General features: G+C 34.7%; 6 protein-coding genes. All 6 read left to right on the top strand.

The genetic code is table 11. The features are described from left to right. The first annotated feature begins 574 nt into the window (after positions 1–574). From HMPREF2811_RS07630 to HMPREF2811_RS07605, 6 genes are read left to right on the top strand one after another with little or no spacing between them, the layout of a single operon-like run. Entirely contained in the window at positions 575–2,575 is a 2,001-nt protein-coding gene (locus HMPREF2811_RS07630) for a BglG family transcription antiterminator (RefSeq protein WP_071408820.1), read from the top strand. Positions 2,576–2,590: 15 nt separating this feature from the next. After that, the gene (locus tag HMPREF2811_RS07625; RefSeq protein ID WP_066124810.1) at positions 2,591–2,902 is read left to right on the top strand and encodes a PTS sugar transporter subunit IIB; all 312 of its coding nucleotides are present in this window, start codon (positions 2,591–2,593) and stop codon (positions 2,900–2,902) included. A 2-nt stretch (positions 2,903–2,904) separates the two neighbouring features. Further along, positions 2,905–3,237, top strand: a complete 333-nt coding sequence (locus tag HMPREF2811_RS07620) for a PTS lactose/cellobiose transporter subunit IIA (protein WP_071408819.1) — start codon at positions 2,905–2,907, stop codon at positions 3,235–3,237. A gap of 1 nt (position 3,238) precedes the next feature. Continuing rightward, positions 3,239–3,694, top strand: coding sequence for a DUF3284 domain-containing protein (locus tag HMPREF2811_RS07615; RefSeq protein ID WP_071408818.1), 456 nt, complete (start codon positions 3,239–3,241; stop codon positions 3,692–3,694). An 8-nt stretch (positions 3,695–3,702) separates the two neighbouring features. Then, positions 3,703–5,133, top strand: a complete 1,431-nt coding sequence (locus HMPREF2811_RS07610; RefSeq protein ID WP_071408817.1) for a glycoside hydrolase family 1 protein — start codon at positions 3,703–3,705, stop codon at positions 5,131–5,133. 50 nt (positions 5,134–5,183) lie between these two features. Continuing rightward, the gene (locus HMPREF2811_RS07605; protein WP_071408816.1) at positions 5,184–6,554 is read left to right on the top strand and encodes a PTS sugar transporter subunit IIC; all 1,371 of its coding nucleotides are present in this window, start codon (positions 5,184–5,186) and stop codon (positions 6,552–6,554) included. Positions 6,555–6,856: the final 302 nt, after the last annotated feature.

Below are 6,856 nucleotides of genomic sequence, written 5' to 3'. Positions count from 1 at the left end.
AAACTCAATCAAGTTATTGTTATTAAAATAAATGCGCAGTGGTTGAGTAGTCTCAACCTGCACGCAGTGGTTGAGTGGTCTCAACCTGCGTCTTAATGAGGTTAAAGATAAATTTGGTAAACTCAATCAAGTTATTGTTATTAAAATAAAAGCGCAGTGGTTGAGTGGTCTCAACCTGCGTCTTAAAGACTTGTTTGAGACCTACTCAACTGTGCGGGGGTAGGCCAACGAAGCGAAAATTATTCAATTTTCAACTTCTGGCCAACTCCCAACTGTGCGGGGGTAGGCCTACGAAGCGAAAATTATTCGATTTTCTACTTCTGGCAACTCCCAACTTTGCGGGGGTAGGCCGACGAAGCGAAAATCATTCGATTTTCTACTTCTGGACAACTCCCATACATGATTTGCAAATAAATAATCTTCCACTTTGTATTTCAATGTAAGAGCATTAATTTTATTATTATAATTAACTAAGCAAAGCTTCCTTAACGATGAGGAAATAACCGGTTTTATATTTCCTTAATGATTTGGTAAGATGTAGTTGTAAAGGGTTTCGAATTGGGAGGAGGTATGTATGCTTTCAAAAAAAGAAGTGTGTTTATTGGAATGTTTATTAAAAAATAGAACACACTATTTGTCTAGTGCTGAACTTGCAAAAGAAATTGAAACTAGCGATCGAACTGCTCGTAAATATTTACAGCAATTAGCGCAAACAATTGCAACTCATGGTGCCCGTTTAATCTCTAAGCCGGGTAATGGTTATCTATTAGAAATCACTCATGCCTTAGAATTTGAAATTTTTTGGCAAGAAACATTAACTTCAAAAAAATCAATGACGGATATTACCCAAGTAGAAGAGTCAACAGATCGTCAACATTATGTGTTAAACAAATTATTTTTTAATGATGCTCCATTGTTGTTTGATGATTTAGCTGATGAACTCTATATTAGTAAAACAACTTTAACCAATGTATTGAACGATATTCGTCAACAAGTACAAGGCTATGGTTTGCAATTATTAAATGATAAAAATGGCATTCGGATTGAAGGAATCGAGTCAGATATTCGTCATTTTATGATGGATTATTTCTTTATTGATACTTTTGATGATTCTATGTTTGCTTTTGTTGGTGGCACATTGTTATCAGAAATTAATTTTGCAGAAATTACCATCGTAGTAATCGATGAATGTCGAGATGCTTTATTAAAACTCTCTGACTATGTTGTACATAATCTGGTGTTACATATTGCCTTAATGATTAAGCGTATCCGTACAGGATATTCAATTAAAGAATTTAAAGTGGCCCCAGATATTCAAAACTCCAAAGAATACCAAGTAGCGTTAAGAATTTTATATCGCTTAGAGAATGCTTTTAATGTCAAGTTTCCAATTGAGGAAGCGAACTATATTGCTTTACATTTAAAAGTTAAGCGAACTCAATTAACACAAGAGATCGATAAAAGCAAAGATGAACCCAATAGCTTAAAAACTCAAATTTTGAATGTTTTGGAAGGTGTCTCACAGGAAATTGAAATGAATTTAGCGACGGATATGGCTTTAATCAATGCCTTAACAGCACATTTTCATCCGCTGATCATTCGATTAAAGAATAAAATTCAATTATCAAATCCTTTGGTTGAAGAGATTAAAACAAAGTTTCCAGAAATATTGGCTATTACTAAACATCATTTTTCTAAGATGCCGTTATTAGAAGGACAAGAATTATTAGATGACGAGTGGGCGTATATTGCAATTCATGTATTAGCTTCGATTGAGCGTGATGTAAATCGTAATAAACTGCAAGTGCTGGTTGTATGCGCAACTGGAACTGGAAGTGCGATGATGCTGAAAAACCGACTAGAAAATGAGTTTGGTGGAAGTATAAAAATTGGTGATGTTGTTGGCTATTATGAAGTTAATGAGGAACGATTGAAAGGGATTGATTTAATCATTTCTTCAATTAATTTATCGAATTTACTGTTTTTAACACCGGTTGTACATGTGAGTGTCTTCCTAACTTCAGATGAAGTACGTGAAATTAGACAATATATTCGCACTAGCTCATCTCGACAAAATGAAACGCATCAAAAAGAAGCTTTAGAAAAAATTAAAGCAGAGCAAATCGCAAAAGAAATTTTTTGTAAGGAAAAATTTGTTTATTTTGATAAAGCTATCGATAAAAATACCGCTTTAGAACAAATGATTTTATTACTTAATGAGGCTGAAAATCCTGATTTTAAAGATCAGATGATGCATCAATTAAGTTTACGTGAAACCTATAGTCCGGTGGTCTATGGTGAACATTTAGCCTTTCCACATCCAACCGTTCCAATGAGTTTAACCGAACAAGTCGTGGTGGGCATTTGTAAAGAACCATTATATTGGAGTGAAGAACATCCGTCTGTACGTTTTATCTTTTTGCTATCGCCATCAAAAGGTAGCAATGAAAAAATGAAGTATATTTCACCTTGTTTAGTTGATTTTGTTAATAATGAAATGGCACAAGCCATATTGTTACAACAACCAGATTTTAAACAATTGATGAATATTTTTATTAGTTTATTACAAAAATAATTGGAGGAATAAAAAATGAAAAATATTATGTTAGTTTGTAATGCAGGAATGTCTACAAGTATGTTAGTGACAAAAATGGAAAAAGCAGCTCAAGAAAAAGGAATTGAAGCAACAATTTGGGCAGTACCTGTTTCTGAAGTTGATAGCGAAGTAGCAGCTAAAGATATTGATGTGCTATTAGTAGGACCCCAAGTGAAATTCATGCTAAAAGAATACAAAGAAAAATTTGAACCTAATATTAAAGTAAGTGATATTAATATGATGGATTACGGCACAATGAATGGTACTAATGTTTTTAATTATGCAATGGAAATGATTGGAGAATAAAGATGGCAGAACCAAAAAATTTAGAACAAGTCATGGGACTGATTATGCATGGAGGAGACGCAAAAGGAAAAGCAGTCGAAGCTATTCGTGCAGCAAAAGCAGGTAAATTTGAAGAAGCCAAGACATTAATTGTTGAAGCAAATACTACTTTGAACACTGCACATAAATCACAAACAGCTTTATTAACACAAGAAGCATCAGGCGATAGTGTGGAACTATCTTTATTATTGATTCATGGGCAAGATCATTTAATGACAGCTTTAACATTTATTGACGTAGCAAAAGAGATTATTGAGTTACATGAAAAAATTGATCGATTAACAGAGGATGAGTAAGGTGGAAGTAGCCAAAGTATTAAATGTCCCAATTGAGGATGTTTTTGATGCCATTACACTGTCATTTAAACAAGATTACTATGCTAATACTGATATTGAATTAGCAGATAGCGAAATTGTCGAAGGTTTAACTTATATAAAAAAATTTGGTCGTCATAATCAAAATAGTATTCGATTGACAGTTAAGGAGTTTGAGCGTCCAACACGTTACTGCGTTGTTTACGGATCTAATCAAGGTAAACAAGAAGTTCAATATCAATTAAGAGCCATTACAGATAAACAAACAGAAGTAACTTATATTCAAGTATATGAGCCCGCAGGTTTTTTCCATAAAGCTAATGCATGGATTATGGATAAAATTTTTGCTTCTAGTGTGAAAAAGAAAATTGAAGCACAATTAACCGGTCTAGAATCTTTTGCTAAAACAACTAGTCAACAAATTAATACAAGAAAGTAGGCGAAGAATTGAAAGAAATAGTGTCAAATTTAAAATCCGATTTCCTGTGGGGGTCTGCTTCAGCTGCTTATCAAATTGAGGGCGCATGGAATGAAGATGGAAAATCACCATCTGTTTGGGATGAATACGTCCGTATTCCTGGGACCACCTTTAAAGGTACAACGGGAGATATTGCAGTTGATCATTATCATCGCTATAAAGAAGACGTTGCATTAATGGCTGAAATGGGCTTAAAAGCCTATCGATTTTCAATTGCTTGGACTCGCATATTACCCAATGGACGTGGAGAAGTAAATGAAGCAGGGATTAAATTCTATTCTGATTTAATCGATGAACTAATTAAAAATGATATTGAACCGTTAGTGACCTTATATCACTGGGATTTACCACAATGTTTAATGGATGAATATGGAGGGTGGGAAAATCGTCAAATTATTGATGACTTTAATGAGTACGCCTCAGTTTTATTCGAACGTTTTGGAGACCGCGTTAAATATTGGATTAGTTTAAATGAGCAAAATGTATTTGTTAGTTTAGGCTACCAATTAGCAATACACCCACCAGGTGTTAAAGATACTCAACGGATGTACAATGTTAACCATATTGCTAATTTAGCGAATGCAAAAGTGATTAATACTTTCCACGAAATGGTTCCAGATGGAAAAATCGGACCAAGTTTTGCTTATTCACCTAATTATGCCAAAGATAGTGATCCAATTAATGTGTTGGCTGCTGAAAAAGCTGAGAATTTAAATGCCTATTTTTGGATGGATATTTATCTATGGGGACGTTATCCAAAATCAGCCCTTCGTTATTTAGAAGAACAAGGAATTATTTTAGATATTCAATCAGGAGATATGGAACTATTAGCATCTGCTAAACCTGACTTCTTAGGTATTAATTATTATCAAACTAATACGATTGCTTATAACCCTATTGACGGTGTAGGAACTGGAAAAATGAATACTACCGGTAAGAAAGGTTCATCTGGTGAATCAGGAATCCCTGGACATTATAAACGGATTGTCAATGAGTTTGTCGAACGGACAAATTGGGATTGGGAAATTGATCCAAAAGGTATACAAGTTGGCTTACAACGTATTACGAGTCGTTATGATATTCCAGTGCTGATTACCGAAAACGGTTTAGGAGAGTATGATCAATTAACTGAAGATGGTAAAGTACATGATCAATACCGTATCGATTACTTACAAAGTCACGTTGCTGCTTTAAATGAAGCTGTGGCAAATGGGACCGAATTATTAGGTTATTGTACTTGGTCATTTACTGATTTATTATCGTGGTTAAATGGCTATCAAAAGCGATACGGCTTTGTATATGTTGATAAACATGAAGTTGAAGAAGGAACGTTAGAGCGTTTGAAAAAAGATAGCTACTATTGGTACCAAGAACTAATTCATACTCATCAAACGAAATAACTATTTTATTCTATCTATCAAATTTAAAGAATTTAGGAGTTGTAAATATTATGTCAAATTTTTCAGATAAATTTATGGAAATTTCTGGAAAAATCGGTTCACAACGTCATTTAGTGGCGATTCGTGACTCATTTATTGCGATGATGCCTATCACAATGGCTGGGTCAGTTGCGGTTTTACTAAATGTCTTCTTACGTGATATTCCAACCAATTTAGGTTGGACCGGTTTTGCTGCAGCAATGCAGCCTATTATCGATATTAACGGATATGTATACTTCGGTACCATCGGGATTATGGCATTATTCTTTGCCTTTGCCTTTGGTTATAACTTATCTGTGATGTATAAAGTTAACCCATTAGCAGGGGGATTAATTTCTTTTGCATCTTTTATTTCAACAATGCCACAATCGTTAAATATCATGACACCCTTAGAAGGGGCCGATGCTTCATTAGTTGATGGCTTAACAAATTTAGGATTAAATGTCATGTCAGCCGATGGTGTTTCTACATTAGAAACGAGTGAGTGGGGTGCGATCGCATTAAAATATGCCGGCGCAACAGGTTTGTTTACAGCATTAATTATTGGATTTTTAGCCACTTGGGTATATGCGACCTTAACTCATAAGAACTTTACCATTAAATTGCCTGATACAGTGCCACCTGCAGTTAATAAAGCTTTTGCAGCGATTATACCAGGTACGGCAGCGATTTATACTTCGGCAATTGTTGCCTTTTTAGCTTTTGCCTTAACGGGACAAGCAATTAATGATTTAGTGTCCACGTACATTCAAATGCCATTAATGGGCTTATCACAAGGGATTGGATCAGTTATCTTATTAACTTTCTTAGTTCAATTATTCTGGTTCTTTGGTTTACACGGGCACAATGTATTGGCTCCGGTAATGGATGGTATTTATGGCGTTGCCTTAAATGAAAATACTGCTGTTTATGAAGCGACTAAAGACATTGCTCAATTACCTTGGACATGGACACGTGGTTCATTTGATGCTTATGCTCAAATGGGTGGTTCTGGTGTTACTTTAGGATTAATTATTGCTATCTTCTTATTATCAAAACGTGAAGACCATAAAACAATAGCAAAATTAGCAGCACCAATGGGAGTTTTCAATATTAACGAACCAGTTATCTTTGGGATGCCAATTGTATTAAATCCTCAATTTGTGATTCCATGGTTAATTGTTCCACCTATTTGTGCAACGATTGGTTACTTGGCAACTGCAGCTGGTTTAATTCCTCCAGTGTTCTTAGCTGTTCCTTGGATTACACCTCCAGGACTCTTTGCTTACTTAGCAACTGGTGGTAGTGTCATGGCTGGTTTGGTTTCATTGTTTAACTTACTAGTATCATTCTTAATTTGGTTACCATTTGTTATTTCTGCTAACAAAGTAAAAGCTGAGTAATAAGATGGAAAAAAATGGCGCTACTTTTCTCATGGCTTTAGGTTTTTTCCTAGTAGCGGTGAGCCCATTATGGGGAAATAAATACTTAAACATTATCACTGGTTTAGCACTAGTGGGATGTGGTTATTACTTTTTTAGAAAGACAAAATAATATTAATGATAGATAGATGAAATGATTATCAAAGAGACTGGGTAGAAAGTTTGAATTTCTACTCAGTCTTCTTTCTTTATCTATTTTTAAAATAGAAAGAGCGTGGTCACAGTTGCTTTGTAAACGCCGAATAACCAGGTACGTATCACAG

The organism is Globicatella sp. HMSC072A10 (assembly GCF_001811625.1).
GTDB lineage: Bacteria > Bacillota > Bacilli > Lactobacillales > Aerococcaceae > Globicatella > Globicatella sanguinis.
The sequence above is the reverse complement of the archived record's forward strand: the minus strand, read 5'-3'. Positions and strand labels throughout refer to the sequence as shown.